We start from the raw sequence: 24,921 nt of genomic DNA, 5'->3' as shown, positions 1-24,921 counted from the left end.
TGGTGGTTCCTAGCGCGAGGCGATCTGGGATTGGGCACGGGCGGCCTGGGCCCTGAAGGCTTGCGCCTCCGGACCCGTGATGGCGCGGCCGGGGCCTGTGGCGACGGCGTCGATGGTGCGTCCCGAGGCGACGTTCAGGATCGGTACGCTCTCGCCCGGCGCGGCATCGCGGGTGGCGCGGCCGGTGACGGTCAGGGTCACGCCGCCGGAGACGAAGGCGACCTCGACCATGTCGTTGCGCGCGATGACACGGGCGGCGCGCGCCTGGCGCGATGGCGTGAGGGCGGGACGCTGAGGGGCGACGGTGATCGGCGCTGGGGCCACGGCATCGCTCGTGGAGAGGGCCGCGGATGGCTGGACAGCGGGGGCCAGGGCGGCGTCGCGCACCACGACCCGGCGCAGGCCGTTCGGATTGGCCCACTGCAGCCCGTTGCGCGACGCGATGGCCTGAAGCTGCGCCGCCTCGAACACGACCGACGGTCCGGCCCGGCTGGCCAGGATGAAGTTCGAGGCGGGCCCCGCGCCATCGAACACATCGCCCAGGGTGACGCGACCGTCGTCGTCGACCGGATTGGCCTTCAGCGTGACGGGTCCCGCGAGGGCGGGAGAGGCCAGCAAGGCGATCGCGGCGATCAGGCTGAAGGTCCGCATGATCCTAGCCCTTCACCTGGGCCGAGACGCTCATCATTTCGTCGGCGGTGGTAATGACCTTGGAGTTCATCTCATAGGCGCGCTGGGCGATGATCAGGGCGCTGATCTCGGTCACGGCATCGACGTTGGACGCCTCGGTGTAGCCCTGCAGAAGTTGCCCGAAGCCGGTCTCACCCGGCGTCCCGGTCGTCGCCGGACCCGATGCGGCCGTTTCCAGCAGCAGATTGTCGCCGATGGCTTCCAGCCCCGCCTCGTTGAAGAAGGTCGCCAGTTCCAGCTGCCCGACGATGGCGGGCTCCGGCGATCCGGCGGTCGTCACCTGGACCTGGCCGGTCTTGGAAATGCTGACGTCGATCGCGTCCTGCGGGATCGAGATGGCCGGTTCGACCGCATAGCCGTCCTCGGTCACCAGCTGGCCCTCGCCGCTCAGCGAAAAGTTGCCCGCGCGGGTGTAGCCGATCTCGCCCGACGGCAGTGTGATCTGGAAATAGCCCTTGCCGTCCACGGCGACGTCGTAGTCGTTGCCCGTCTGGGTGGGGGTGCCCTGTTCGGTGATGCGGTAGACGCTGCCCGCCTTGACGCCCAGACCGACCTGGATGCCGGTGGGGACGACCGTGCCCTGGCTGGACGACTGCGCGCCCATCCGTTCCACGTTCTGGTAGATCAGGTCCTGGAACTCGGCCCGCTGGCGCTTGTAGCCGACGGTGTTCATGTTGGCGATGTTGTTGGAGATCACCTCCACGTTCAGCTGCTGGGCGGCCATGCCCGAAGCGGCGGTTCTCAAAGCACGCATGACTGTTCCTTAGGTGCTGCGGCCCAGCCGCTCGACCGAGCGGCGGGACAGGTCCTGGACGTTTTCGATCATCTTGGTCGCGCGTTCGTAGGCGCGGTTGATCTCGATCAGATTGGTGATCTCGACCAGGGTGTTGACGTTGGATCCCTCCAGCATCCCCTGGCGGACCTGCACGCCCGTTGCGTCGAGCGCGGGGGCGTTCGAGGCATTGCGGTAAAGGCCGTCGCCGTCCTTGGACAGGACCGCGAGGTTGTCGAACCGGGCCAGCGAAAGGGTGCCCAGCGCGGCCCCACCCTGACTGATGGTGCCGTCCTCGGCGACGGTCAGCGGACCCTTTGTCGGATCGACGATGATCGGCCCGCCGTCGCCCAGCACCGGCAGGCCGGACTTGGTGACCAGCTGTCCTGTCGGATCGATGGTGAAGGCCCCGTCGCGGGTATAGGCCTCGCCCGCCCCGTCCTGGATCTGGAAGAAGGCCCCTTCGCCGTCGATGGCGAAATCAAGGGTGCGACCCGTTTCGTTCAACGCGCCCTGGCCGAAATCGCGGCCCACCCCGTTGTCCAGAACGAAGCTGGCCCCCGGTCGCACGGCGTCGTTGCGCGCTCGACCGCCCACCTCGGTGCCGAGCAGAAGCTGCTCGACCTTGAATCCCGTCGTCTCCGCATTGGCGATGTTGTTGGCCGCGATATCCAGCTCGCGGCGCAGCGTCATCTGGCGGGACAGTCCGATGTAGGCGGCATTTTCCACGGGTGACCAGGCTCCTTCGCCCAGCGCCTCGCAATGACCGTGCCAACAGGGTTAATCCAGCTGGGACGGGGCTTTCAGCGGCAAGGCGGGTTGGGTCACCCGGCAAAACTTGCCGGATTTACACCTCGCGTTAACCAAACGCGCCGCATCTCGGACATTGGGATTTTCCGGGGCGCGCCGATGATCAAGCTGGGCAAGAAGAAGGACAAGCCGCCCAAGGACGAGGCGACGGCTCTGGCCGTGGCGCATGGCGCCGAGGTCGAGGGCGACGAGGCTCCGAAGAAAAAGAAACTCCCGTTGCTTTTCATCATCGCGCCCGTGGCCCTGCTGGTTCTGGGCGGAGGCGGTGCGGGGGCCTTTTTCATGCTCCAGCCCAAGCCCGCCGCCGCCGAGGGTGCCGAGGCGGAGGGCGGTCACGGTACCGAAAAGAAGGAAGAGAAGAAGGGCGGCCACGGCGAGAAGAAGGAAGGCGAGGGCGGCGAGGCCGATCCCGCCCTGGGCAAGATCTCCGAAGGCCCCGACGGCGTCACCTTCTACACCCTGCCCGACATGGTGGTGAACATTCAGTCGCCCGACGGCAAGCCGACCTTCCTCAAGCTGACCCTGACGCTGGAGATGCACGACGCCGACCTGGCCGAGACGCTACAGGGCCAGATGCCGCGCATGCAGGACATGTTCCAGGGCTTCCTGCGCGAGCTGCGCCCCGAGGACCTCGCGGGTTCGGCGGGCTCGTATCAGCTGCGCGCCGAGATTCTGCGTCGGGTCAATCTGATCGCCGCGCCGTCGCGCGTGGACGCGGTCCTGATCGAAGAAATGCTGGTCCAGTAGATGTCTGACGCGGGCGTCGCCGACACCGAACTGGACCCCTTCGCGGCGGCGGAGGCGTTCGGCGAAGAGCGCGCGGGCGGATCTTCCGAGCGTGTCCTGAACCAGGACGAGATCGACAGCCTTCTGGGTTTCGACCTGGGCGACGACGACGGCTCGGAGCGGACCGGCATCCGCGCCATCATCAACTCCGCGCTCGTATCCTACGAGCGGCTCCCGATGCTCGAGATCGTCTTCGACCGCCTTGTGCGGCTGATGACGACGAGCTTGCGCAACTTCACCTCGGACAACGTCGAGGTCAGCCTCGACAACATCTCGTCGATCCGGTTCGGAGACTATCTGAACTCCATCCCGCTGCCGGCCATCCTGGCGGTGTTCCGGGCCGAGGAACTGGACAACTACGGTCTGCTTACGGTCGATTCCAACCTGATCTATTCGATCGTCGACGTCCTGCTGGGCGGCCGTCGCGGCACGGCCGCGCTGCGGATCGAGGGTCGGCCCTACACCACGATCGAGCGCGTTCTGGTCCAGCGGATGGTCGAGGTCATCCTGGCCGACGCCCAGGCCGCGTTCGAGCCTCTGACACCCGTCCACTTCAACCTGGACCGGCTGGAGACCAACCCCCGCTTCGCCGCCATCGCGCGCCCGGCCAACGCCGCCATCCTGGTCAAGCTGCGCATCGACATGGAGGATCGGGGCGGCCGGGTCGAGCTCTTGCTGCCCTATGCGACGCTGGAACCGATCCGCAAGATGCTGCTGCAGCAGTTCATGGGCGAGAAGTTCGGCCGCGACAACATCTGGGAAGGCCACCTGGCCACCGAGCTCTGGACCACCGACACCGAGGTCCGCGCCGTGCTGGACGAACAGTCTGCGCCCCTGTCCACCGTCCTGAACCTGAAGGTCGGCGACACCTTCATGCTGAATGCCACGCCCGACAGCGACGTCTCGATCCGGTGCGGTTCGATTCCGGTCACGACCGGACGTATGGGCCGCAAGGGTCAGCATATCGCCATCCGCGTGGAGGGCCCGATCAGTGTCGAGGCCGCCAACAGCCTGACCAAGGGAAGGCGCTGACATGACCGGCATGATCCTGGACGCCATCCTGATGCTGCTTCTGGTCGCCGCACTCGCTTACGGCGTGCGGCTGGAGAAGAAGCTGACCCAGCTGCGCGCCGGGCAACTGGTCTTCGCCGGAGCGGTGACAGAGTTGAACGCCGCCTGCGGCCGCGCCGAGAACGCCCTGGCCAGCCTTCGCGCCTCAGGCGAGGACGCCGACCTGCTGCACGACCGCATCCTGAAGGCGCGCCAGCTGAAGACCGATCTGGAAATGCTGATCGCGCGCGGGGCACGCGGCGCGCCTCTCCCTCCTCTTCATGGGGAGGGACGGTCTGAGCGGAGCGAAGGCCCGGGTGGGGAAGTGTCGAGCGGGGAGTCCGCTGTTTCACACAGGCCGACCCGCGCTGCTCCGCAGCCGTCCCTCCCGACAAGCAGAAGGGAGAATACTCAGGCCGACTCCGACGACCGTGCCTTCCGCATGGCCGCCCTGGCCGAGCGCATCCAGGGCATGGCGACGCCCGCCAAGGCCGCCGCCGGCGCCGGAAACGTCCAGGCCATCCTGCACGCCCTGACCGCTAACCAATCCGCGAAGCAAAGCCTCAACCGCGCCAAGGCTAGCCTCGACGACGACCTGTTCGCCGCCTGAATTTTGAAGCGGCCCCATGCCTCGCGCAGCAAGCGCACGGCGACGTGAGGGCCAAACTGGACTGCTGATGTAATGGCCAAGCCGCCCCGCCTTCTGCCCCTCATCGCCATCGCCATCGGCGGGGTCGTGGCGGTGCGCGCCGTGGGGGCCGGTCCCGGCCTGTTTGAAGGCGCCAAGGCCTGGGCCGAGGACGCGACCACCGCCGTCAGCGAGGCCGCGACGGTGCCCGCCGCAGCCCGCGTCGTGCCGGCTGTCTGCGCCCTGACGCCCGAGCAACTGGCCCAGCAGGCGGGAATTTCTCCCGCCGAGCTGCGGATCATCCAGTCCCTGTCCGCGCGCCGCACCGAGCTGGACGCCCGCGACGCCGACTTCGCCACCACTTTGCCGCTGATGGTCGCCGCCGAGGCCAAGCTGGACGCCAAGGTCCAGGCCCTGAATGCCATCAAGGCCGAGGTCCAGGGCCTGCTGGGTCAGGTCGACGAGCGCCAGAAGGCCGAGACCGACCGGCTGGTCGCCGTCTATTCCGCCATGCGCCCGCGTGAGGCCGCCGCCGTCTTCGCGACCCTGGACGACAGCGTGCGCCTGCCCATCGCCGCCGCCATGCGCCCGCGCGGCCTGTCCGCCATCATGGCCCAGATGCCGGCCCCCGCCGCGCGCGAACTGACCGAGAAGCTGGCCCGCCGCTTCCAGGCCCAGCAACTGGCCGCCCGCGCCGCTGCTGCCGCCGCGACGCCGCCGACCCCGACCCCGACCCCGACCCAGACCGCTGCGACCACCCCGCCCGCGCCGACGACGGCCGCTGACACCTCGGGCTCCACGCCACCGCCGCCCCAGACCACCGCGAACCGCGCGCCCCAGACGCGCCCCGCGCCGCGTCAGGCTCGTCGCCTCACGACCCCGACCCGGTCCAGCCCCCGAGCCCCGGCCGCCAATCAGGCCTCGGCGACCACCGGCGCGCAGCCCTATCAGCCGACCACGCCGACCGCGCCACCGCCGTCGAACCCGACCGCGCCCCGCCAGTCGGTCCAGTAAACACAGACCCAAGGTTGGCACCGGGGACGGGGAGGGGTATCACCCGCCTCCGCTCCGCCCCGCCGCTCGAAGGCTCTGCCATGTCCGACACGCCCCCCGACCGCCTCTCGGTCAACCCCGCCAGTCCCCACTATGACGCCGACATCCTGGCGCGCGGCGTGGGCATCAAGTTCAAGGGGGAGGAAAAGACCAACGTCGACGAATACTGCGTGTCCGAGGGCTGGGTGCGTCTGGCTGTCGGCAAGCGGGTCGATCGCAAGGGCAACGCCCTGACCGTAAAGCTGCAGGGCCCCGTCGAGCCCTATTTTCAAAGCGAAGCCGTCGTCAGCGAAGACTAGTCCAGGCTGATCGCCGAAATCAGCCGGCCGAAATCAGGCTCGCCGCGCTGAAAAGCCCGGCGGTTCGAGTAAAAGGTGGCCTCATCGGCACAGGTGTCGTGGCCAGTCCATGCCGCTTCGACCACGCCCGCCTGCTCCAGCCGCCAGAGCACGAAGCCGGGCAGGTCGAACATGCGGCGGTCCTCGGTCACGCCGGCGGCGAAGAACCGTCCCGCGCCGGGATCGTGATGTTCGAACCGCTCCTGGAAGTCTGCTCCGACCTCATAGGAGGCCTGGGCGATACAGGGACCGACGACGGCGACGATCCGGTCCGGCCGCGCGCCCAGCGCCTCCATCGCCGTCACCGCCGAATGCACGATGCCGCCCAGCGCGCCCTTCCATCCCGCGTGGACGGCACCCACGATGCCCGCCTCCGCATCGGCCAGCAGCACCGGCGCGCAATCGGCGGTCAGGATGGCGCAGATCACGCCCGGCGTCTTTGAAACGACCGCATCACCCTCGGGCCGATCGCCACGCCAGGGACCGTCGGCCACCCGCGTGATCGCCGAATGGATCTGATAGCAGCCGGCCAGATCGTCCGACCCGCCGCCCATCGCCTCGGCCACACGGCGCCGGTTCTCCGCCACCGCCGCCGGATCGTCGCTGGATCCCAGCCCGGTGTTCAGCCCCTCGTAGAGTCCGGTCGAGACCCCACCCCGGCGGGTGAAGAAGCCGTGGCGGATGCCCGCCCGCGTCAGCAGTGGATGGGTGATCGGCTCTGGTGCGCTCATGTCTCGAACCCCGGCACGCTCAGACTATGGGGCGAGAAGATCGCCGCCGCCTTGAACAGTTCGCCCATCTGATCGGGTGCCGTCAGACGGTCCAGCTGGCGGCCGATCACCGGGGCCGCCTGAGGCCGTCCCGCCGTCAGCCGCTCGGCCCGCGCCTCGATGCCCAATCGCCGCAGGAATTCGCCCTGCCCGACACAGCCCGTCACGTCCGCTCCGGCCCGCACGGCCGCCTCCAGCACGGCGGGGAAGTCCGCCCACTGGGTCACGTCCGCCTCGCCCGGCGTCGCCAGCACATCGACCTTCGCATGTCGCCTCAGCGCCTGCAGCGTATCGCCCACGCCCGGCCGATCCCGTCCGTAGTCGATCAGCAGGGCCGCGCCCGCCGTCTCGGCCAACAGCGCGGCCAGATCGCGCCCGAACGCCGCCTGCTGCTCCGACGCCTCGACCACCTGGCCCGGCTCGACCTCGAACCCCGGACGCTCGAACCCGCCCGTGATCCCGACCAGGCCGAAGGTCAGTTCTCCGTCGTCGGTCACTCCCACCCGCCGCTCGGCCCAGCCACCGTCGGTGCGCACGAACTGGCGCGCGGGCAGGCAGTCCAGCACTTCGTTGGCGATCAGGATCACGGGCGCATCGGTGTCGATCTGGCCCAGCGTCTTCACCCAGCGCGGCGACACGTCAGCCTGCGCCAACCTGCCGGCCTGAATGTCCCTCAGCGGCCGGCTGGGTTCGATCAGGATCAGATCGCAGGCCTCCAGGAACCCCGGCACGACCCGCGCGGCCCGCAGCGCATCGTCCATCAGCGTCCCGTCGCCTGGCCCGACCTCCACCAGCCGAAACCGCTCGGGCGCACCCAGTCGCTGCCAGGCCTCCACCGCCCACAGGCCGATCAGTTCGCCGAACATCTGAGTGATCAGGGGGGCGGTGATGAAGTCGCCGCCCTCTCCCAGCGCCGGACGGGTGGCATAATACCCGTCCGTCGGATCGTGCAGGCACCGGGTGACATAGTCGGCCACCGTCATCGGCCCGGCCAGGGCGATCTCGCGGGCCAGCCTGTCCATCAGCGCCATGACGTCAGGCCTCGACGGGCTCCGTGGTGACCGCCGGCGGCCGCATCCAGGCCCGGCGGATCAGGTACGCCCCGATCAGGATCATCGGCACCGACAGGATCATGCCCATGGTCAGACCGAACGGCAGGTGATCCAGACCCACGTCCGGCTGACGCACGTTCTCCAGCGCCGCCCGCGCCAGGCCGTATCCGACCAGGAACAGGCCGGTGATGTATCCAGGCTTGCTCAGCAGCCGCCATTTCCACACCGCCAGCGACAGGATGCTCAGCAGCACGATGCCTTCCAACCCCGCCTCGTACAGCTGGCTGGGATGGCGCGGCTCGTTCCCGGCCGGGCAGAACCCGTAGAGGCTTTCGATCCGCGCGTTGCAGAACCGGATCGCCCACGGCACGTCGGTCGTACGGCCCCACAGCTCGCCGTTGATGAAATTGGCCAGCCGCCCGAACGCCAGACCGATCGGCACCACCGGCGCGATCGCATCGCCCAGGCTCAGCAGGTTCGCCTTGTGCTTTCTGGCGAAGAAGAAGACCGCGATGCAGACTCCGATGAACCCGCCGTGGAACGACATCCCGCCGGTCCACAGCTGGAACAGCTCCAGCCGCTCGCCCCAGCTTTGGCCGGTGAACAGCTGAGCGTACATGATCGGCTTGTAGAACAGGGCGTATCCGAACCGGCCGCCCAGGATGATGCCCAGCGTGATCCACAGAACCAGATCGTCCAGCTGGGCGGTGGTGATCGGCGGCTTGCCGGGCAGCCAGACGCGGGGGCTCTTGACGATCTTGGCCGCATAGACCCAGCCCAGGACGATGCCCATCACATAGGCCAAGGCGTACCAGCGGATCGGCAGAGGCCCCAGATGGATCAGGACCGGGTCGAACTCGGGAAAAGGCAAGCGCGGCACTCCTGAAACGGCTGTTCCAGCCCTTTAGCAAGGGTCGGTGCGTCACGCGAGCGTGACACGTTTCGGCCCTGTTTGAGCGTATGCAGGGGGTGGTCGGGTAAGGTTTCGTTCACCATATCAGGCAACCCTCCCTTAACGACGTGCATCAGCCAGCGCCGGAGACGACCATGCAGACCCGCAATCCCTTCCTGGATGAGTTCGCCAAGCTGTCGACCAGCGCCATGGGCCTGGCCCAGGCGGCCGGCGAAGAGGCGAAGTCCGCCTTCCGCGCCCAGTCCGACCGCATCGCCGCCGAGATGGACCTGGTCCGCCGCGACGAGTTCGACGTGCTGAAGGCCCAGATCACCGCCCTGCGCGCCGAGGTCGCCGAACTTCAAAAGGCCGCTGCCGCCAAGCCTAAAGCGCCGAAAACGGGAACGTCCACAGACGGAACTCGTCTTCCGGACGCAGCCGGTTGAGCCGAATCCGCGAACACGCCTACCGTCCTTCCAAGGCAGCCCTTGAGTCGCTGCCGACCTCCCGCGAGATCGAGTTTTCCTGATGGATGCTGTTGGCCACGAAACCGACACCCCCTTTGATCCGCTGGATGTGGTCGAACATGTCCTGAACGCCGAGAACCTGCCGTTCGACCGCACCGACGACGGCGATCTGGCTTTTGCCCTGGCCGGCGACTGGAAGGACTACGAGCTGTGGTTCGCCTGGCGGCCCGAGGGCGACTGCCTGCAACTGTGCTGCGCGCTGGACCTGCGGGCCACCAAGTCGCGTCGCAACGCCGCCTACGAACTGGTGTCCATGGTCAACCAGCGCACCTGGATGGGCCATTTCGAGGTCTGGGCCGAGGACGGCGAGATCGTCTTCCGCCACTCCCTGGCCCTGCCGCACGGCGAGCGCCCGACCCTGGCTCAGGCCGCGTCCATGATCGACGCGGCGGTCGAGGCGTCGGACCGCTACTATCCGGCCTTCGACTTCATGATCCGCGGCAACAAGAAGCCGCAGGACGCGATCGATTCCTGCCTGTTCGAGACCGTCGGCACGGCCTGACATGGCCGTCGGCGGGGTCACCCTGCTCGGTCACGGGCGCCTGGGGTCGGCGATCGCCGAAGGCTGGCGTCTGACGGGTGCGGTGATCGACCCCACGATCCTGACCCGTGCCAACTCCCAGACCTGTCCGCCCGGAACCCGCATCCTTGTGGTCGCCGTGAAGCCCGGCGTCTGGCGCGAGGCTGTGGCCCCCCTGGCGGCCGGCCTGCCTGCCGAGACCACGGTGGTTTCCGTCATGGCCGGGGTTCGGGCCAGCGATATCGCGACGGCCTTGCCGGGACGTTGCATCGTGCGTGTCATGCCGACGACCGCCGTCGCGCAGGCCCAGGGCGTTGCGGCGATCTGGTCCGATGACGCAAAGGCGCGAGTCTCGGCTCACGCCCTGTTCGATGCCATCGCCGATACGGTCGATCTGGATCATGAACGCCTGATCGACGCCGCGACCGCCGTCGCGGGATCCGCGCCCGCCTTCTTCTATGCTCTGGCCCAGGCGCTCGCGAGGGCAGGGGCCGAGGCCGGATTGTCGTCGGATGCCGCAACTCGCCTCACGCGGGGCGCGCTCCGTTCGGCCGGGTCAGGGGCGGCGACCGAGGCGGGCCTGGACGATCTGATCGGCCGTATCGCCTCGCCGGGCGGCACCACCCAGGCCGGTCTTGCGGCGCTTCAGGCCGCCGACCTCGATGCCGCCGCCCGGGCCGCGGTCCAGGCCGCGATCCAGCGAGCGGAATCCCTAGCGCGAGATCAATCGGCCTGACGCCAGATTATCGGCCAGCCGATCATAGGCCCGCTCGGCGTCGCGCCAGGTGTCGAACCCGAAGACCTCGGCCAGAGAGGTCGAATAGCGCGAGAATCGAACCGGCAACCGTCGCCCGTCCGCCGTCACCACCTCGCCCTCGATCGCCGCCCCGCCTATGGAGATGCTGTCGATGATCGACAGGCCGGGCCGGGCGTTGGCCTGCTCGATGGTCGGCCGGTTCGGTTTCAGGTCCGTCAGCACCAGATTGATCTGTGCGCCCTGCAGCGCCCCCTGACGATCCAGTTCGCCGGCGACCGTTTCGGTCAGGCGCGCGACCTGGGCATCGACCTCGCGTTGGCCCAGCGTCCGCGCCTCACGCGTCAGGTCGCCACCGACCGTGACGTTGACCTGCGGGCTCTGAGCCAGCGCCGGGGCCCCTGCCAGTCCGACGAGCAGGGCGAGGGGAGCGATTAGGGCGAGACGACGCACGACGACCTCCTGAAAACTCTCAGCCGAAGATGCGCTCCCGGCACGGCTTTCGCCAGTGCCGTCCCTGCAATGTGATGGCTCAGCCCGGCAGCCGGATCAGGGCGCGCAGGCCCCCCAGGTCGCTGCGTGCCAGGGTGATGTCGCCGCCGTGCCCGCGTGCCACGTCCCGCGCGATGGCCAGGCCCAGCCCCACGCCCTTGCGGTTCTGATTGCGACTCTCGTCCAGTCGGCTGAAAGGGCGGAACGCTTCCTCGTGCATGTCGTCGGGAATGCCGGGGCCGTCATCCTCGACCGCGATCTCGAACCCGCCCGACGCCAGGGCGCGCGCGCTCAGCCGGACATGCTCGCCGTGCGCCGCCGCATTGCCCGCCAGATTGGTCAGGGCCCGCTTGAAGGCGATGGGTCTCAGCGAGGCGGTCAGGCTGTTCGGCACCGCGATCTCGACCTCGGCTCCGGCCCGCTTCACGTCCTCGCCGGCCGCCTTCAGCAGGGCCGCGACATCTACCGGCTGCGGTGTTTCTCCGGCCTCGCCTTTGGCGAAGGCCAGGTATTCGTCGATCATGTGCTCCATCTCGTCCAGATCGCCCTTCATGGCGCTCTGACGCTTGAACTGCGGGGCCAGGGCGAGTTCCAGACGCAGCCGCGTCAGGGGTGTGCGCAGATCATGGCTGACCGAGGCCAGCAGGGCGGTCCGCTGTTCGATGTGACGCTGGATCCGGTCGCGCATGGCCAGGAAGGCGACGGCCGCCTGGCGCACCTCGCGGGCCCCATGCGGCTTGAACCGGGGTGAGGTTTCACCCCGCCCGAAGGCCTCGGCGGCCTCCGCCAGTCGCTCGATCGCGCGGACCTGGTTGCGGATGAACAGGATCGCCACCCCCATCAGCAGCACCGTCGCCACCATCAGCCACAGCACGAAGATGTGTGCCTGCGTCGCCACGGCTCGTTCGCGCGGCGCGATGATCCGAAGGACCCCGTCAGGCTGCTGCACCTGGATGTCGACATAGGCGGGATAGCGCGTCGTATCGAACCAGAAGGGCTGGTCCAGCCGTCCCGCCAGCGCCGCTTCCAGTGTGCGATCCACCACCCCGATCGGCCCGCGCCGTTGCTCCTCGGGCAGTTTCGCATCGGGCCGCAGCGCGATCGACAGCTGCATCGAGCGTTCACCCCGATCGGCGATGACGGCCAGGTTCGCGGGCGTCGGTTCGTCGCGATAGCTTTCGGCCGCCCAGGCCACGTCCCCGGCCAGCCCCTCCGACAACCGCGCAGTCACGGTCTGCCAGTGCATGTCGAAGAAGGCCCAGGTCACCGCCCCCTGCATGATCAGGATCGGCAGGACGATGATCAGCAAGGACCGTCCCCACAGCGTCGTCGGCAGCTGTCGCTTCACCACGCGCCAGAAGACGGGGAAGGGCAGGAGCCTCATGTCAGTCCGGGGCCAGCATGTAGCCGACGCCCCGCACGGTCTGCAGATAGCGGGGGTTCTTCGGGTCGGCCTCCAGCTTCCGACGCAGGCGGGTCACCTGCACGTCCACGGCCCGGCCCGTGATGTCGGCCGTGTCCGGCGACAGGTCCATCCGCTCGACAGGAGCGTGGGCATGAAGCGCCAGGGTCTTCAGCAACTGCGCCTCCGCCTCCGTCAGTCGCATGGGCGCGCCGTCGCGGGTCAGCTCCAGCCGCTCCAGGTCGAACATGGCGCTGCCCAGCCGGATCTCGCGCGGCATGATCGGCTTGACCCCCGTGCGCCTCAGGATCGCATCGATCCGCAGCGCCAGTTCCTTGGGGTCGAACGGCTTGGACATATAGTCGTCGGCCCCGCGCGACAGTCCGTCGATCCGGTCCGACGCCTCGCCCCGCGCGGTCAGCAGCAGGACCGGCGTCTTGGACAGCTGCGCCTTGCCCCGCACCCAGGTCGTCAGCTCCAGGCCCGACTCGCCCGGCATCATGACGTCCAGCACGACCAGATCGAACTCGATCAGCTCCATCAGCCGCCGCGCGGCGGCGGCGTGGGCGGCCCCCGTCACCCGATAGCCCTCGCGCGCCAGGTATTCCTTCAGCAGCTCGCGAATCCGGTCGTCGTCGTCGACGATCAGCAGGTGGCGGCCGACGCCTGCGCCCGCCACGGGGCCTGACCGACCGCCGCTCATGCGAACATTCCCGCGCGCGCGACGTTGACCTCGGGCGTTTCGGGCGTTCTAAGCGAGCAATCTGCGCAGGAGACGTTGTTCAATGGCCTTGGTTCCTTTCGACGATCGTGATGGCTGGATCTGGATGGACGGCGATTTCGTGCCCTGGCGGGAAGCGAAAACGCACGTTTTGACCCATGCCCTGCACTACGGCTCGTCGGTGTTCGAGGGTGAGCGTATGTATGGCGGGGAAATCTTCAAGCTGACAGAGCATTCCGAGCGTCTGGCGCGTTCCGCTGAACTTCTGGACTTTACGCTTCCGTATAGCGTGGCCGAGATCGACGCAGCCTGCAAGGAAACCTGCGCCCGGATGGGGATGGAGGACGCCTACATCCGCCCGGTCGCTTATCTGGGACCGGAACAGACCTCCGTTTCGGCCCTGAACAACAAGGTTCACGTCGCCATCGCCGTGTGGGACTGGCCCAGCTATTTCGACCCCGAGGTCAAGAAGAAGGGCATCCGGCTGGAGTGGGCCAAATGGCGCCGCCCCGATCCCGCGACCGCTCCGACGACCGCCAAGGCCGCCGGCCTCTACATGATCTGCACCATGTCCAAGAACGCGGCCGAGCGGCGCGGATTCTCCGACGCCATGATGCTGGACTGGCGCGGCTATGTCGCCGAGGCCACCGGCGCCAACGTCTTCTTCGTCCAGGACGGCGTGATCCACACCCCCGACGTGACCCACATCCTGAACGGCATCACGCGTCAGACCGTGATCGACATCGCCAAGTCCAAGGGTATCGAGGTGGTCGTGCGCCACATTCGCCCCGAGGAACTTTCGACCTTCAGCGAATGCTTCCTGACCGGCTCGGCCGCAGAGGTCACCCCGGTCCAGTCGATCGGCGAATACACCTTCACGCCCGGCGACATCTCGCTGACCCTGATGGACGACTACGGCAAGCTGGTCCGACGCCAGGCCTGATATCGAGAATGGCGGCCCACGTCGGCGGGCCGCCATTCTCGTCCGCCTTGGGTGCGACCGGTTCTGACGCAGGCGCGGACTAGGGTGGCCTTCGACAACCAATCCGCGCCCGGCCGTTGGAGAAGTAAGAGTCACTTTTTTCCTCTCCAGGACTCTCGCCCTTGCCAGACCGCTCGGGTTCGGTTCAACGGGAAGGGCCGGCAGGGGGCCGGACGGAACCTCGCATGTTCAGCGTATTGAACCTCCAGAGCCTTCTCGGCCTCGTCGCCATCGTCGCTGCCTGCTGGCTGCTGTCGGAGAACAAGGCACGGTTTCCCTGGCGACTGACGCTGGGGGCCATCGGCGTCCAGGCGCTGCTGGTGCTGGCCCTGTTCGCCATTCCGGGATCGCAAGGCGTTCTGGCGGCCGTGACCAGCGCCGTCGATGGCCTGGCCGTCGCCACCACCGAGGGCACCAAGTTCGTGTTCGGCTACCTGGCTGGCGGCGATCAGCCCTATGCGGTGACCAATGCCGGCGGCCTGTTCACCTTCGCCTTCAACGTCCTGCCCCTGATCCTGGTGATCTCGGCCCTGTCGGCTTTGCTGTGGCACTGGAAGATTCTGAAGTGGATCACCCTGGGCTTCGGCGTCCTGTTCCAGAAGACGATGGGTCTGGGCGGGGCCTCGGCGTTGGCTGTCGCCGCCAACATCTTCCTGGGCATGATCGAAAGCCCCATCGTCATCCGCGCCTATCTGGACAAGCTGACCCGGTCCGAGATCTTTCTGATGATGGTCGTGGGGCTGGCCACCGTGGCTGGCTCGACCATGGTGGCCTATGCCGCGATCCTGTCGGCGACCTTGCCCAATGCGGCGGGTCACGTCCTGGTCGCCTCGATCGTCTCGGCCCCCGCCGGCGTGCTGCTGGCCCGAATCATCATTCCCGAAAAGCCGGGCGAGGGGGGGGCCGTCGCGGATTACGGCTCGGCCCTGAAATACGATTCGGCCATCGACGCGATCGTCAAGGGAACGGCCGATGGCCTGATGGTCGTGCTGAACATCTCGGCGGTGCTGATCGTGTTCGTGGCGCTGGTGGCCCTGGTCAATCTGATGGTCGGCGGTTTCTGGCTGTTCGGCGACCACGTCACGGTCCAGCGGCTGCTGGGCTGGCTGTTCATGCCCGTGGCCTGGCTGGTCGGCGTCGAATGGTCCGAGGCGGGCAAGGCGGGCTGGCTTCTGGGCACCAAGCTGACCTTGACCGAGTTCGTGGCGTTCATCGAGCTGGGCAAGATTCCGACCGGCGACATGAGCGAGCGCACCCGCATGCTGATGACCTATGCCCTGTGCGGCTTTGCCAACATCGGCTCGGTCGGCATCACGGTCACGGGCCTGTCGGTCCTGATCCCGGAACGTCGCGAAGAGGTCCTGGGCATGGTCTGGAAGGCGTTGTTCGCCGGTTTCCTGGCCACCCTGATGACGGCGGCGGTTGTGGGTGCGATGCCCGCCTCCATATTCGGCTGAACCGACAAGGGCTGCCCCGATGAAGCTGTACGATTCCTTCCGCGCCCCCAACCCCCGGCGCGTCCGCTGGGTCATGGCCGAAAAGGGCATCGAGGACGTCGAGATCGTCCCCGTCGACATCATGTCCGGCGACCACAAGACGCCCGACTATCGCGCCCGGGTCGGGGTCCCCCACGTTCCGGCGCTGGAGCTCGACGACGGCACGACCATCTCCGAATCCGTCGCCATCGGGCGGTATCTGGAGGCGCTGTACCCGGAACCAAACCTGTTCGGACACGACGCTCGGGAACAGGCGATCGTCGAGATGTGGACCCGCCGCTGCGAGTTCTATCTCGCCAACCCGATCATGCTGAACGTGCGCCTGACCCATCCCGCGCTGGCGGTGCTGGAGGCCACCCCGCAGCCACAGGTCGCCGACTACAATCGCGTGTCGGCCGAGCGCTTCATGAAGACCTTGGACCGCCATCTGGCCGAGCATGAGTTCATCGCCCTGGACCGTTTCACCATCGCCGATGTCGTCGGCGCGGTCGGTCTGGATTTCGCCCGCCTTGTCAAATACCGCCCGCCGGAAGAGTTCACCCATCTCGCGCGATGGCTGGACGCCTGTCGGGCTAGGCCGGCGGCGAAGGCCGGGGTCTAGTCGGCTTCGGTCAGCGTCGCCGCGATGGCCCGGGCCGTGGCTTCGGCTCCCGCCGCCGTCGGGTGGAAGGGCGCCTTGCCCGCGTCCCGCCAGCCGGTGACCCAGGGTTTGGTCGAACAGGCGTCATGACCGACGCCCAGGGCGTGCATGTCGACGACCCCGGCGCCCTGCGCCTCCGCCGCCGCCTGCGTCGTCGCCGCCAATCGGGTGCCGACCCGGCCGATCAGATCGGCTTCCTGCGCGGTCAGTCCGATGCGGTCGCAGGTTCCTTCGCCCGGCATCAGCGTCGGATAGGTCGCGACTACGATGCGAGCCCGCGGAGCCCGCGCTTTCGCTGCTATGATTGTCGCAGTCAGGTCGCGGGTCAGCCCCTCCCAGTCCCGCGCATTCACCGGTTTGGGGCCCTTCCAGAACCGACGGACCATCCAGCCGAACAGGTTTGCGTCCTTCCGCGCCGCGAGCAGGGACATGTCTCCGACGTAGCCGATGTCGTTACCGCCCGCTGTGATTGTCACCAGCCGTGTGTCGGGCCCGATCACCCGGATCTGCGGGCCCTGGAAAAACTGCCCGCCGGCGAGCAGGTGCCGGGTCACCGCGCCGCCGCAACTCACATCGACTATGGCGCGCCCGGTCAGACGGGCCAGCCGCTGGGGATATCCGCCGACACTCCGTGCGCACATCAGGGGGCTACCTTCCTGCAACGGCCCGAGACCCGCTCCCGCGGCGAACGAACTGCCCAGAGCGACGTAGTCCGCCCGACCCGAGGGCGTTCGCGAGCCCTGCCAGGCGACGAACCCCACGCCCGAAACCGTCAGGCCGAGAAGGCCCAGTGCGACCCACCCTGCGACCCTGCGAACGATCTTCCAGCTCATGCCAACCTCCGGACGTCAGTCAGCCGTCGATACCCCCGTCTTACAAGGCCCGCAGACGTGGGTGCACAATCTGAAGGCCGCGCGGCAAAGGCTAGCGCGGCGTGAACTTCTTGATGATGCCGGAGTAGGTCATCAGCGTCCGATCACCCGCCGTGATCTGGCCGCGCACGAAGATCAGCGAGCCGCCGGCTCGGACGACCTCGCCCGTCGCCTCGATCAGTTCGCCGACATAGGCCCCGTCGATCAGGGTGGAATCCAGCTGCACGGTCACGCCGTTCTTGCCCTCCATCTCCTGATAGGCGGTCTGGAACAGGGCGATGTCCGCGAACGTCATCAGGCACCCGCCGTGCATCCGGTCGCCCGCGTTCATGTGCTTGGGCTCGGCGCGGAAGGCGCAGCGCATCCGGCCGTCCGGATCGGGCTTGAAATAGAACGGGCCCACCACCTGGTCGAAGGTGCCGTGCAGGTCATAGGTCTGCCAGCCGGTGAATTCGCCCTCGCTGACCGTGATCTTCCCGACCATGTGCCTTACCCTTCGCCTATCGCGCTTCGCGCTACATGAGGCGGAGCCCGCCTTACTTTCTCTCTCGCAGTGCAGCATATAGGCCCGATGAGCGATCCAATCGAAGCGGCAATTTTCGAAACCCTGGCGAAAGCGGACCCCAAGGGCGTCGGCGGCAAGTCCGTCGAACCGGCGGACGTGGCCAAACACATCCAGACCGAGCAGTGGCAGCGCGTCCTGCCCAAGGTGCGGGCCACGGCGCTGCATCTGATGCGCCAGGGTCGGCTGACGATCACCAAGAAGGGCAAGGTCGTGGATCCCACGAACTTCCGGGGCGTGACCCGCCTGCGTCTGCCGACGGAGGCCGAAACCGCCACGGCGCTCGCCGCCCTGCCGCCCACGCCAGAGGTCGATGACGACTTCGCCTGATCTCGACGCCGTCCTTTCGGACATCCGCGCCTGCCGCGCCTGCCTGGGCGAGCTTCCCCATACGCCGCGCCCGGTGGTGCGTGTCTTTCCCGAAACGCGGCTGCTGATCTGCGGCCAGGCTCCCGGGCGGCGCGTCCATGAAAGCGGCCTGCCGTTCACCGATCCGTCGGGCGACCGCCTTCGGGACTGGATGGGCGTTGACTACGAGACCTTCTACGCCGACCACCGGATCGGCGTCGCCGCCCAGGCCTTCTGCTATCCCGGTACGGCGCCGAAGGGCGGAGACTATCCCCCGCCGCGTCGCTGCGCCGAGCTGTGGCGGCCCCGGCTGCTGGAGGCCCTGCCGCAGATGGAGCTGACCCTTCTGGTCGGCGGCTATGCCCAGGTCTGGGCGCTCGGGGCAGGTGCCCATTCCAACATGACCGAGACCGTCCGCGCCTGGCGCGAATACGGTCCCTCCATCCTGCCGCTGCCGCATCCGTCGTGGCGCAACACGGCCTGGCTGCGGCGCAATCCGTGGTTCGAGACCGAGGTCGTGCCGTATCTTCGCCAGAGGGTTCGGAGCATGCTCGGCACATGATCCGACGCACGATGCTGACGGGGTTGATGCTGGGCCTCGGGGCCTGCGCCTCGCCCTATGTCCAGCCGCCGCTGTCGCCTGCGTCGGACTTCACCGGACCGCGGATCGAACCGGCTGCCTTCATCGTGCAGGACGGCGGGCGTTTGCCGTACCGCCGCTGGGTGCCGACGACCGGCGAGCCCTGGGCCGTTCTCGTGGCCCTGCACGGCATGAACGATTACGCCACCGCCTGGCGTCTGGCGGGGCCGTGGTGGGCGGAACGTGGTATCGCCACCTATGCCTATGACCAGCGCGGTTTCGGCCGGGCCCCCGGACGCGGCACCTGGGCCGGGGAGGCGCGGATGGTCGAGGACCTGCGCACCGTCGTCGCCCTGGTCCGCGCCAGACACCCGCACGCGCGGATCGCGGTGGTGGGCGAAAGCATGGGTGGGGCGGTCGCCGTCTCGGCCTTTGCCTCGGACCGCCCGCCTGCGGCCGATCAGGCGATCCTGCTGGCCCCCGCCGTCTGGGGCTGGTCCAGCCAGACCGTCCTGAACCGCGCCAGCCTGTGGGCGGCAGCCCGACTTCTGGGCTCGCGCGCCGTCCAGGCTCCCGACTGGGCTGTGCGCGACATCCGCGCGACCGACAATCTGGCCGAACTGGTCGCCAACGGCACCGACCCGCTTTTCATCCGCGCCACCCGCTTCGACACCCTGTCGGGCCTCGTTGATCTGATGGAAAGCGCGTCGATGAAGCTGGGCCAGGTCCGCGTCCCGACGATGCTGATGTATGGGGCCCACGACCAGATCATCGAGCCCGGCCCCATGCGTCGCGCCTTGATCCGGGCGGGCGATCCGCCCCGACTTCGCACGGCCTTCTATCCCGACGGCTGGCACCTGCTGAACCGCGACCTGCAGGCCGAAACCGTGTTCCGCGATGTCGAGGCGGTGCTGCGCGACCCGGACGCGAGCCTTCCGTCCGGGGCGGGCGATGTGCTGGCCGCCCTGACACTTTCTCGCCCTTCACCGCGACACTTAAACCGCCGTTAACCACGCGGGCGGCAGTTTCTGCCTAGCGGAGGGGTCTGGGCTCCCGCGACAGTATTGGGCGGGGACGCGTGGGCGGCTTTACGGCGGCGTTGCAGAGATTCGGGATCGGGCGCCTGGCCATGGTGCTGGGTGTCGGCGCAGGCGTGGCTGCCGTGCTGGTGGCCCTGATGCTGCGCGTCGGCCAGGCCCCCGACGCTCTGCTGTATTCCAACCTGGACCTGCGCGAAGCCGGCGAGATCACCGCCTCGCTGGAACAGTCCGGCATCAAATATTCCACGCGCGGCGATGGCTCGACCATCATGGTCAACCGGGATCAGGTCGGCGAGGCGCGCCTGATGCTGGCCGGCAAGGGGCTCGTGACCTCCGGTTCGGTCGGCTACGAGCTGTTCGACACCCAGTCGGTGCTGGGCCAGACCGAGTTCCAGCAGCAGATCAGCGAGCAACGCGCGCTTCAGGGCGAGCTGGCCCGAACCATCATGTCCATGCGCGGCGTTCAGTCCGCCCGCGTCGCCATCGCCCTGCCCAAGCGCGAGCTGTTCCAGCAGGACGCGGCCGAGCCCACCGCCTCCGTCGTCGTCGGCCTGGGCGGTCGGAAGCTTTCCACGGATCAGGTCCGCGCCATCCGCGCCGTCATCGCCTCGTCGGTGCCGAACCTGAAACCGAACAAGGTCACGGTCGTCGACGAAACCAACCAGACCCTGGCCGCCGCCGACGACGAGGAAGGCTTCACCTCCGCCACCGCCGAGGAGGCCAAGGGCGCGACCGAGGCCCAGCTGCAGCAGCGGATCAAGGACCTGGTCGAAGGGGTCGTCGGCCCAGGCGCGGCCCGCGTCCAGGTCACCGCCGACATCGACATGAGCCGCTCCACCACCCAGGAGCAGAAATACGATCCCGATGGCCAGGTCGTCCGCTCCACCTCGACCAACGGCACCCAGTCCCAGGACACGACCGGCATCGCCGACGGCGGGGCCACGGCCACCAACAACATCCCCGGCGGAGCCGCCCCCACCACGACGCCTCAAGGCTCGACCGAGAGCGCCAGCACCGAGACCACCAACTACGAAATCTCGAACACCACCACGACCACGGTCAAGGAACCGGGCGAGGTCCGTAAACTGTCCGTCGCGGTCGCCGTCGACGGCAAGCTGACTTCGGCGGCCGAGCCGGGTGGAGAGCCGACCTACGCCCCCCGCACGGCCGAGGAGATCACGCAGATCGAGGATCTGGTGAAGGCCGCCATGGGCTTCGATCAGACGCGCGGGGACCAGGTGCGGGTCACCAACGTCCGCTTCAACCGCGACGCCCTGGTCTCGGCCGGCGGCACCGACGGCGGATCGCCCCTGCTGAACTTCACCAAGAACGACATCATGCGCGGGGTCGAACTGCTGGTGCTGCTGGTCACGGCCCTGCTGCTGATCTTCTTCGTTCTGCGCCCGCTGCTGAAGAGCGCGTCCGGCGCCGGCGGTCAGCAGATGGCGATGGCGGTGTCGGGCGGTGGTCAGGTCCCCGTGACATCCCTGCAAACCTCCATGGTCGGCGGATCGATGGGTCAACTGCCTGGCCCCTCCGACATGGACCAGCGTCTCGACATCGCCCGCATCGAGGGCCAGGTGAAAGCCTCGTCGGTCAAGAAGGTGGCCGACTTCGTCGAGAAGCATCCGGATGAATCGACCTCGATCCTCCGCGGCTGGGTGCACGAAGGCTGATGGCCGCCCGGATGATGTCAAAAAAGGCCTCCGTCGATGATGCCAAGAAGCTGTCGGGGCCTGAGAAGGCAGCGGTGATCCTGCTCGCGCTGGGCGAGGATCACACCCGGCTGTGGCAGGGGCTGGACGACGACGAGGTCAAGGAGATCTCCCAGGCCATGGCCTCGCTGGGCACGGTCTCCGCGACGGTGGTCGAGGAGCTGATGGTCGAGTTCGTGTCGGGCATGTCCGGGTCCGGCACCGTCATGGGCAGTTTCGAGCAGACCCAGCGGCTGCTGGCCTCCTTCATGCCGGCCGAGCGCGTCGAAGGCCTGATGGAGGAGATTCGCGGTCCGGCCGGTCGCACCATGTGGGACAAGCTGGGCAATGTGAACGAGGCGGTTCTCGCCAACTACCTGAAGAACGAATACCCCCAGACGGTCGCCGTGGTCCTGTCCAAGGTCAAGCCCGACCATGCCGCCCGCGTCCTGACCAGCCTGCCCGAGGACTTCGCCCTGGAATGCGTCCAGCGGATGCTGCGCATGGAGCCGGTTCAGCGCGAAATCCTGGACAAGATCGAACAGACCCTGCGTACCGAGTTCATGTCGAACCTGGCCCGCACGTCCAAGCGCGACAGCCACGAAATGATGGCCGACATCTTCAATAGTTTCGACCGCCAGACCGAGGCCCGCTTCATCGGCGCCCTGGAGGAACGCAACCGCGAATCGGCCGAGCGCATCCGCGCGCTGATGTTCGTGTTCGAGGACCTGTCCAAGCTGGATCCCGGCGGCGTCCAGACCCTGCTGCGCGCGGTCGAGAAGGATTCGCTCGGCCTGGCGCTGAAAGGCGCCTCCGAGCCGCTACGCGAGATGTTCTTCACCAACATGAGCGAGCGCGCGTCCAAGATCATGCGCGAGGACATGGAATCCATGGGGCCGGTCCGGCTCAAGGACGTCGACACCGCCCAGATGGCCATGGTCCAGGTCGCCAAGGACCTGGCGGCGCGCGGCGAGATCATGCTGGCCGGGGCCTCCGGCGACGACGAGCTGATCTACTGACATGGTCGAGACAGCCCCCCTCAACAGCCGCCCCTTTTCCTTCGACACCGAGTTCGACGAGGCGGGTTCCGTCGTCCGGGCGTCGACCTTCCGTCCGACCAAGCGCGCCTATATGCCCGCCGAGGTCGAGGCCCTGGTCGCCCAGGCGCGATTGGAGGCACGCGAGGCGGCGCTTGCCGAGGTCGACAGCCTGTCGGCCATGGCCCTGTCTTCGATCGGTCAGGCCGTCGCCATGGCCGCCCCCGCTTTGAACCAGGTCGCGCACCAGCACCGCGAACACGCCGCCGATCTGGCCCTGGCCGCCGCCCGCGTCATCGCCGCCGCCGCCCTGGATCACCTCCCGACCGGCCCGCTGCAATCCGCGCTGGAGACCCTGGGCCAGGAGATCGACGCCTCGCCGCGTCTGGTCGTCCGCGCGTCCGGGCTGGACGAGGCGGCCCGCACGAAAATTCAGGCCGTCTGCATCGACGCCGGTTTCTCGGGTCTGGTCGCTTTCCGCGATGATCTGGCCCTAGCGGTCGCGGCCTTCCAGCTGGAGTGGGCCGACGGTCGCGCGGACTTCGATCCGGCCGCCGCCGCCGACCGCATCGCCATCGCCCTGTCATCCGCCCTGGCCGCCGAGGCCGGACACGCCGAATCCCTCGACCATGGAGGTCAAGACTGATGGCCGACGATCTCGCCCTGGAGGAGTTTCCGGACTCCACCGCCCTGACGACCTTTGACGACGCGGGCGACAAGTCCGCCGCCGACCTTGCGACCGTCTTCGACGTGCCGGTCAATATCTCGGCCGTGCTGGGCAAGGCCCATATGACGGTCGCACAGCTGTTGAAGCTCAACCGGGGCAGCGTGCTGGAGCTGGACCGCAAGGTCGGCGAGGCCATCGACATCTTCGTCAACAACCGTTTGGTCGCGCGCGGGGAGGTCGTCGTCGTCGAGGACCGCCTGGGCGTGACCATGACGGAAATCATCAAGACCGAGGATTCGAACGCCTAGGCGTTCGGACCCTCACGTACGGATTAAGGGAGAAGACCCATGCGGCTTCTGGTGGTTGGACGGCTTTCGGGCCAGCTCGCGGCGGCGGTGAAAATGGCCATGGCGCATGGCGCCAAGGTCAATCACGTCGAGCGCGCGGATCAGGCGACGGAACAGCTTCGGCGCGGGCAGGGGGCCGACCTGCTGATGGTCGACTACAACCTCGACATCGGGGCCCTGATCGCGGCCAACGACGCGGAACGCATCTTCGTGCCGGTGGTCGCCTGCGGTGTCGACAACGATGCGGAGAAAGCCGCCGCCGCCATCCGCGCGGGGGCCAAGGAATTCATCCCGCTGCCGCCCGACGCCGACCTGATCGCCGCCGTCCTGGCCGCGGTGGCTGACGACGAGCGTCCGCTGATCTCGGCCGATCCGTCGATGCAGGCCGTCATCAAGCTGGCCGATCAGGTCGCGCGGTCGGAGGCCTCCATCCTCATCACCGGCGAAAGCGGCGTCGGCAAGGAGGTGATGGCTCGTTACCTGCACACCCATTCCAAGCGCGCCGAACGGCCGTTCATCAGCGTCAACTGCGCCGCCATCCCCGACAACCTCCTGGAATCCGAGCTGTTCGGTCACGAGAAGGGCGCCTTCACCGGCGCGGTCGCCCGCCGCATCGGCAAGTTCGAGGAGGCCGACGGCGGCACGCTGCTGCTGGACGAAATCTCGGAGATGGACGCCCGGCTGCAGGCCAAGCTGCTGCGCGCGATCCAGGAACGGATCATTGACCGCGTCGGCGGCACCAAGCCGGTGCCCGTCAACATCCGCATCATCGCCACCTCCAACCGCGACCTGGCCAAGGCCGTGGCCGAGGGCACCTTCCGCGAGGACCTGCTGTATCGGCTGAACGTCGTAAACCTGCGCCTGCCGGCTTTGCGCGAACGGCCGGGCGACGTGGCGGTCCTGGCCGATCACTTCGTCAAGAAATACGCCGCCGCCAACGGCGTTCCAGTCCGGCCGCTGTCCCAGGATGCCCGTCGCGCGCTCGCCGCCCACCGCTGGCCCGGCAATGTGCGGGAGCTGGAAAACGCCATGCACCGCGCGGTCCTGCTGGCCGTCGGACCCGAAATCGACGCGGAGGCCATCCGCCTGCCGGACGGTCAACCCTTGACTGGGGCTGTGGGCGGGCCTGTGGACAATGGTCTGGCCGGTCGTGCCGCCCAGACGGCCGATGCCGTGTCACGCGCCTATGTCGGCCAGACGGTTGCGCAGATGGAAAAGACCCTGATCCTGGACACCCTGACCCATTGCCTGGGCAACCGGACGCATGCGGCCAACATCCTGGGCATCTCGATCCGGACGCTGCGCAACAAGCTGAACGAATACGCCGACGAAGGGACCCAGATCATGGCTCCCCAGACCGGGATCGCCACGGCCGGCTACGGCGCGAGCGCGGCCTAGA

General features: G+C 68.0%; 30 protein-coding genes. 19 read left to right on the top strand and 11 right to left on the bottom strand.

Annotated elements, in window-relative coordinates:
• Window positions 1–9 precede the first annotated feature (9 nt).
• Genes AC1DW4_RS12710 through flgF form a run of 3 tightly spaced genes read right to left on the bottom strand, consistent with a single transcriptional unit; the run spans window position 10 to window position 2,191 of the window.
• Window positions 10–651 (bottom strand): flagella basal body P-ring formation protein FlgA, encoded by a 642-nt coding sequence (locus AC1DW4_RS12710; RefSeq protein WP_477017632.1) that lies wholly within the window; start codon window positions 649–651, stop codon window positions 10–12.
• Between the two features lie 4 nt (window positions 652–655).
• Complete coding sequence (gene flgG / locus AC1DW4_RS12705) at window positions 656–1,444, bottom strand: flagellar basal-body rod protein FlgG (protein WP_477017631.1); 789 nt, start codon at window positions 1,442–1,444, stop codon at window positions 656–658.
• A 9-nt stretch (window positions 1,445–1,453) separates the two neighbouring features.
• The gene (gene flgF, locus AC1DW4_RS12700; protein ID WP_477017630.1) at window positions 1,454–2,191 is read right to left on the bottom strand and encodes a flagellar basal-body rod protein FlgF; all 738 of its coding nucleotides are present in this window, start codon (window positions 2,189–2,191) and stop codon (window positions 1,454–1,456) included.
• Between the two features lie 180 nt (window positions 2,192–2,371).
• Between flgF and AC1DW4_RS12695 the strand changes: the two genes are divergently transcribed.
• The 5 genes from AC1DW4_RS12695 to AC1DW4_RS12675 all read left to right on the top strand — a co-directional run bounded on the left by AC1DW4_RS12695 (window position 2,372) and on the right by AC1DW4_RS12675 (window position 6,088).
• Window positions 2,372–3,019 (top strand): flagellar basal body-associated FliL family protein, encoded by a 648-nt coding sequence (locus AC1DW4_RS12695; RefSeq protein WP_477017629.1) that lies wholly within the window; start codon window positions 2,372–2,374, stop codon window positions 3,017–3,019.
• On the top strand, window positions 3,020–4,090 hold the full coding sequence (gene fliM / locus AC1DW4_RS12690) for a flagellar motor switch protein FliM (RefSeq protein ID WP_477017628.1): 1,071 nt from the start codon (window positions 3,020–3,022) through the stop codon (window positions 4,088–4,090). It abuts the gene before it with no gap.
• 1 nt (window position 4,091) lies between these two features.
• Entirely contained in the window at window positions 4,092–4,718 is a 627-nt protein-coding gene (locus tag AC1DW4_RS12685) for a DUF6468 domain-containing protein (RefSeq protein WP_477017627.1), read from the top strand.
• 72 nt (window positions 4,719–4,790) lie between these two features.
• Window positions 4,791–5,750, top strand: coding sequence for a MotE family protein (locus AC1DW4_RS12680; RefSeq protein ID WP_477017626.1), 960 nt, complete (start codon window positions 4,791–4,793; stop codon window positions 5,748–5,750).
• Window positions 5,751–5,830: 80 nt separating this feature from the next.
• Entirely contained in the window at window positions 5,831–6,088 is a 258-nt protein-coding gene (locus AC1DW4_RS12675; protein WP_477017625.1) for a DUF3297 family protein, read from the top strand.
• Here the strand turns inward: AC1DW4_RS12675 and pgeF are convergent.
• Genes pgeF through lgt form a run of 3 tightly spaced genes read right to left on the bottom strand, consistent with a single transcriptional unit; the run spans window position 6,085 to window position 8,820 of the window.
• The gene (pgeF, locus tag AC1DW4_RS12670) at window positions 6,085–6,858 is read right to left on the bottom strand and encodes a peptidoglycan editing factor PgeF (RefSeq protein ID WP_477017624.1); all 774 of its coding nucleotides are present in this window, start codon (window positions 6,856–6,858) and stop codon (window positions 6,085–6,087) included. The two genes, AC1DW4_RS12675 and pgeF, sit on opposite strands and share 4 nt — an antisense overlap.
• Window positions 6,855–7,928, bottom strand: a complete 1,074-nt coding sequence (locus AC1DW4_RS12665) for a class I SAM-dependent methyltransferase (protein ID WP_477017623.1) — start codon at window positions 7,926–7,928, stop codon at window positions 6,855–6,857. The genes pgeF and AC1DW4_RS12665 overlap by 4 nt, the downstream gene beginning before the upstream one ends.
• Window positions 7,929–7,932: 4 nt before the next feature.
• Entirely contained in the window at window positions 7,933–8,820 is an 888-nt protein-coding gene (gene lgt / locus AC1DW4_RS12660; RefSeq protein ID WP_477017622.1) for a prolipoprotein diacylglyceryl transferase, read from the bottom strand.
• 176 nt (window positions 8,821–8,996) lie between these two features.
• On the opposite strand from lgt, the gene AC1DW4_RS12655 reads away from it, so the two are divergent.
• The 3 genes from AC1DW4_RS12655 to AC1DW4_RS12645 all read left to right on the top strand — a co-directional run bounded on the left by AC1DW4_RS12655 (window position 8,997) and on the right by AC1DW4_RS12645 (window position 10,624).
• Entirely contained in the window at window positions 8,997–9,287 is a 291-nt protein-coding gene (locus AC1DW4_RS12655) for an accessory factor UbiK family protein (RefSeq protein WP_477017621.1), read from the top strand.
• 82 nt (window positions 9,288–9,369) lie between these two features.
• Window positions 9,370–9,870: a type III secretion system chaperone family protein gene (locus tag AC1DW4_RS12650; RefSeq protein WP_209322659.1), complete on the top strand. Its 501-nt coding sequence runs from the start codon at window positions 9,370–9,372 to the stop codon at window positions 9,868–9,870.
• Window position 9,871: 1 nt separating this feature from the next.
• A complete protein-coding gene (locus AC1DW4_RS12645; RefSeq protein WP_477017620.1) occupies window positions 9,872–10,624 on the top strand; it encodes a pyrroline-5-carboxylate reductase family protein in 753 nt (250 codons plus the stop codon).
• Here AC1DW4_RS12645 and AC1DW4_RS12640 read toward each other — a convergent pair.
• From AC1DW4_RS12640 to AC1DW4_RS12630, 3 genes are all read right to left on the bottom strand, one after another.
• On the bottom strand, window positions 10,601–11,095 hold the full coding sequence (locus tag AC1DW4_RS12640) for a hypothetical protein (RefSeq protein WP_477017619.1): 495 nt from the start codon (window positions 11,093–11,095) through the stop codon (window positions 10,601–10,603). The genes AC1DW4_RS12645 and AC1DW4_RS12640 overlap by 24 nt on opposite strands.
• A gap of 79 nt (window positions 11,096–11,174) precedes the next feature.
• Window positions 11,175–12,518, bottom strand: coding sequence for an ATP-binding protein (locus tag AC1DW4_RS12635; RefSeq protein ID WP_477017618.1), 1,344 nt, complete (start codon window positions 12,516–12,518; stop codon window positions 11,175–11,177).
• A 1-nt stretch (window position 12,519) separates the two neighbouring features.
• On the bottom strand, window positions 12,520–13,239 hold the full coding sequence (locus AC1DW4_RS12630; protein ID WP_477017617.1) for a response regulator: 720 nt from the start codon (window positions 13,237–13,239) through the stop codon (window positions 12,520–12,522).
• 82 nt (window positions 13,240–13,321) lie between these two features.
• Here AC1DW4_RS12630 and AC1DW4_RS12625 point away from each other — a divergent pair, with 82 nt between their 5' ends.
• The 3 genes from AC1DW4_RS12625 to AC1DW4_RS12615 all read left to right on the top strand — a co-directional run bounded on the left by AC1DW4_RS12625 (window position 13,322) and on the right by AC1DW4_RS12615 (window position 16,336).
• Entirely contained in the window at window positions 13,322–14,200 is an 879-nt protein-coding gene (locus tag AC1DW4_RS12625) for a branched-chain amino acid aminotransferase (RefSeq protein ID WP_477017616.1), read from the top strand.
• A 224-nt stretch (window positions 14,201–14,424) separates the two neighbouring features.
• The gene (locus AC1DW4_RS12620; RefSeq protein WP_477017615.1) at window positions 14,425–15,696 is read left to right on the top strand and encodes a NupC/NupG family nucleoside CNT transporter; all 1,272 of its coding nucleotides are present in this window, start codon (window positions 14,425–14,427) and stop codon (window positions 15,694–15,696) included.
• Window positions 15,697–15,715: 19 nt separating this feature from the next.
• Complete coding sequence (locus AC1DW4_RS12615) at window positions 15,716–16,336, top strand: glutathione S-transferase family protein (RefSeq protein ID WP_477017614.1); 621 nt, start codon at window positions 15,716–15,718, stop codon at window positions 16,334–16,336.
• Here AC1DW4_RS12615 and AC1DW4_RS12610 read toward each other — a convergent pair.
• Window positions 16,333–17,208, bottom strand: coding sequence for an SGNH/GDSL hydrolase family protein (locus AC1DW4_RS12610; RefSeq protein WP_477017613.1), 876 nt, complete (start codon window positions 17,206–17,208; stop codon window positions 16,333–16,335). The two genes, AC1DW4_RS12615 and AC1DW4_RS12610, sit on opposite strands and share 4 nt — an antisense overlap.
• 91 nt (window positions 17,209–17,299) lie before the next feature.
• Window positions 17,300–17,731: a PaaI family thioesterase gene (locus tag AC1DW4_RS12605; RefSeq protein ID WP_477017612.1), complete on the bottom strand. Its 432-nt coding sequence runs from the start codon at window positions 17,729–17,731 to the stop codon at window positions 17,300–17,302.
• An 87-nt stretch (window positions 17,732–17,818) separates the two neighbouring features.
• Here AC1DW4_RS12605 and AC1DW4_RS12600 point away from each other — a divergent pair, with 87 nt between their 5' ends.
• From AC1DW4_RS12600 to flbD, 8 genes are all read left to right on the top strand, one after another.
• Entirely contained in the window at window positions 17,819–18,139 is a 321-nt protein-coding gene (locus tag AC1DW4_RS12600; protein WP_477017611.1) for a DUF3253 domain-containing protein, read from the top strand.
• Window positions 18,123–18,719 carry a uracil-DNA glycosylase family protein gene (locus AC1DW4_RS12595; RefSeq protein WP_477017610.1) on the top strand — a complete coding sequence of 199 codons (597 nt, stop codon included), beginning with the start codon at window positions 18,123–18,125 and terminating at the stop codon, window positions 18,717–18,719. Before AC1DW4_RS12600 ends, AC1DW4_RS12595 begins: the two co-directional genes overlap by 17 nt.
• Window positions 18,716–19,747, top strand: a complete 1,032-nt coding sequence (locus tag AC1DW4_RS12590) for an alpha/beta fold hydrolase (protein ID WP_477017609.1) — start codon at window positions 18,716–18,718, stop codon at window positions 19,745–19,747. The genes AC1DW4_RS12595 and AC1DW4_RS12590 overlap by 4 nt, the downstream gene beginning before the upstream one ends.
• A 68-nt stretch (window positions 19,748–19,815) precedes the next feature.
• Entirely contained in the window at window positions 19,816–21,453 is a 1,638-nt protein-coding gene (gene fliF / locus AC1DW4_RS12585; protein ID WP_477017608.1) for a flagellar basal-body MS-ring/collar protein FliF, read from the top strand.
• Window positions 21,453–22,490, top strand: coding sequence for a flagellar motor switch protein FliG (fliG, locus tag AC1DW4_RS12580; RefSeq protein WP_477017607.1), 1,038 nt, complete (start codon window positions 21,453–21,455; stop codon window positions 22,488–22,490). Before fliF ends, fliG begins: the two co-directional genes overlap by 1 nt.
• A gap of 1 nt (window position 22,491) precedes the next feature.
• Complete coding sequence (locus AC1DW4_RS12575; RefSeq protein ID WP_477017606.1) at window positions 22,492–23,154, top strand: FliH/SctL family protein; 663 nt, start codon at window positions 22,492–22,494, stop codon at window positions 23,152–23,154.
• Entirely contained in the window at window positions 23,151–23,483 is a 333-nt protein-coding gene (fliN, locus tag AC1DW4_RS12570) for a flagellar motor switch protein FliN (protein ID WP_477017700.1), read from the top strand. Before AC1DW4_RS12575 ends, fliN begins: the two co-directional genes overlap by 4 nt.
• A 39-nt stretch (window positions 23,484–23,522) precedes the next feature.
• Complete coding sequence (gene flbD / locus AC1DW4_RS12565) at window positions 23,523–24,920, top strand: sigma-54-dependent transcriptional regulator FlbD (RefSeq protein ID WP_477017605.1); 1,398 nt, start codon at window positions 23,523–23,525, stop codon at window positions 24,918–24,920.
• Window position 24,921: the final 1 nt, after the last annotated feature.

The sequence above is a fragment of the Brevundimonas sp. P2_A6 genome, assembly GCF_056404975.1.
The sequence above is the reverse complement of the archived record's forward strand: the minus strand, read 5'-3'. Positions and strand labels throughout refer to the sequence as shown.

Coding starts and splice junctions, on each gene's coding strand:
- AC1DW4_RS12635 (WP_477017618.1), bottom strand. CDS start 12,518: ATGAGGCTCCTGCCCTTCCCCGTCTTCTGGCGCGTGGTGAAGCGACAG.
- AC1DW4_RS12685 (WP_477017627.1), top strand. CDS start 4,092: ATGACCGGCATGATCCTGGACGCCATCCTGATGCTGCTTCTGGTCGCC.
- AC1DW4_RS12610 (WP_477017613.1), bottom strand. CDS start 17,208: ATGAGCTGGAAGATCGTTCGCAGGGTCGCAGGGTGGGTCGCACTGGGC.
- AC1DW4_RS12695 (WP_477017629.1), top strand. CDS start 2,372: ATGATCAAGCTGGGCAAGAAGAAGGACAAGCCGCCCAAGGACGAGGCG.
- AC1DW4_RS12620 (WP_477017615.1), top strand. CDS start 14,425: ATGTTCAGCGTATTGAACCTCCAGAGCCTTCTCGGCCTCGTCGCCATC.
- fliM (WP_477017628.1), top strand. CDS start 3,020: ATGTCTGACGCGGGCGTCGCCGACACCGAACTGGACCCCTTCGCGGCG.
- AC1DW4_RS12600 (WP_477017611.1), top strand. CDS start 17,819: ATGAGCGATCCAATCGAAGCGGCAATTTTCGAAACCCTGGCGAAAGCG.
- AC1DW4_RS12675 (WP_477017625.1), top strand. CDS start 5,831: ATGTCCGACACGCCCCCCGACCGCCTCTCGGTCAACCCCGCCAGTCCC.
- AC1DW4_RS12655 (WP_477017621.1), top strand. CDS start 8,997: ATGCAGACCCGCAATCCCTTCCTGGATGAGTTCGCCAAGCTGTCGACC.
- AC1DW4_RS12615 (WP_477017614.1), top strand. CDS start 15,716: ATGAAGCTGTACGATTCCTTCCGCGCCCCCAACCCCCGGCGCGTCCGC.
- AC1DW4_RS12575 (WP_477017606.1), top strand. CDS start 22,492: ATGGTCGAGACAGCCCCCCTCAACAGCCGCCCCTTTTCCTTCGACACC.
- AC1DW4_RS12605 (WP_477017612.1), bottom strand. CDS start 17,731: ATGGTCGGGAAGATCACGGTCAGCGAGGGCGAATTCACCGGCTGGCAG.
- AC1DW4_RS12710 (WP_477017632.1), bottom strand. CDS start 651: ATGCGGACCTTCAGCCTGATCGCCGCGATCGCCTTGCTGGCCTCTCCC.
- AC1DW4_RS12590 (WP_477017609.1), top strand. CDS start 18,716: ATGATCCGACGCACGATGCTGACGGGGTTGATGCTGGGCCTCGGGGCC.
- fliG (WP_477017607.1), top strand. CDS start 21,453: ATGGCCGCCCGGATGATGTCAAAAAAGGCCTCCGTCGATGATGCCAAG.
- AC1DW4_RS12645 (WP_477017620.1), top strand. CDS start 9,872: ATGGCCGTCGGCGGGGTCACCCTGCTCGGTCACGGGCGCCTGGGGTCG.
- AC1DW4_RS12650 (WP_209322659.1), top strand. CDS start 9,370: ATGGATGCTGTTGGCCACGAAACCGACACCCCCTTTGATCCGCTGGAT.
- AC1DW4_RS12630 (WP_477017617.1), bottom strand. CDS start 13,239: ATGAGCGGCGGTCGGTCAGGCCCCGTGGCGGGCGCAGGCGTCGGCCGC.
- AC1DW4_RS12680 (WP_477017626.1), top strand. CDS start 4,791: ATGGCCAAGCCGCCCCGCCTTCTGCCCCTCATCGCCATCGCCATCGGC.
- AC1DW4_RS12595 (WP_477017610.1), top strand. CDS start 18,123: ATGACGACTTCGCCTGATCTCGACGCCGTCCTTTCGGACATCCGCGCC.
- flgG (WP_477017631.1), bottom strand. CDS start 1,444: ATGCGTGCTTTGAGAACCGCCGCTTCGGGCATGGCCGCCCAGCAGCTG.
- flbD (WP_477017605.1), top strand. CDS start 23,523: ATGCGGCTTCTGGTGGTTGGACGGCTTTCGGGCCAGCTCGCGGCGGCG.
- AC1DW4_RS12625 (WP_477017616.1), top strand. CDS start 13,322: ATGGCCTTGGTTCCTTTCGACGATCGTGATGGCTGGATCTGGATGGAC.
- pgeF (WP_477017624.1), bottom strand. CDS start 6,858: ATGAGCGCACCAGAGCCGATCACCCATCCACTGCTGACGCGGGCGGGC.
- AC1DW4_RS12665 (WP_477017623.1), bottom strand. CDS start 7,928: ATGGCGCTGATGGACAGGCTGGCCCGCGAGATCGCCCTGGCCGGGCCG.